We start from the raw sequence: 330 nt of genomic DNA, 5'->3' as shown, positions 1-330 counted from the left end.
GCATTAAATTCTGCCTACAAAGCGTATGACAAAGGGAAAGGTTTGTGGCCAACAATGAGAGTTGCAGACCGGATAGAATGTATGGAAGAATTTGCAGAGCAAATGAAAACCAAGCGTGACGAAGTTATAAAGTTATTAATGTGGGAAATTGGAAAATCTTTACCAGATTCAGAAAGAGAATTTGATAGAACTGTAGAGTATATTTACGATACGATTGAAGATTATAAGTAAATGGATAGAAATGCTGCTAAAGTCCAAAAAAATAGCGGAGTTTATGCGCATGTAAGACGTGGTCCTTTAGGAGTTGTTGTGGGTTTAGGGCCTTATAAT

Annotated in this window: 1 pseudogene; it reads left to right on the top strand. The window is 36.7% G+C overall.

The annotated features are described in order from the left end of the window. Positions 1-330 (top strand): annotated as a pseudogene (locus ACY2RW_RS16105) (aldehyde dehydrogenase family protein); the annotation flags it as partial.

This window comes from Polaribacter sp. 2305UL8-11, from assembly GCF_058147165.1.
Note: the sequence above shows the minus strand (reverse complement) of the source record. Positions and strands in the feature narration are given on the sequence as shown.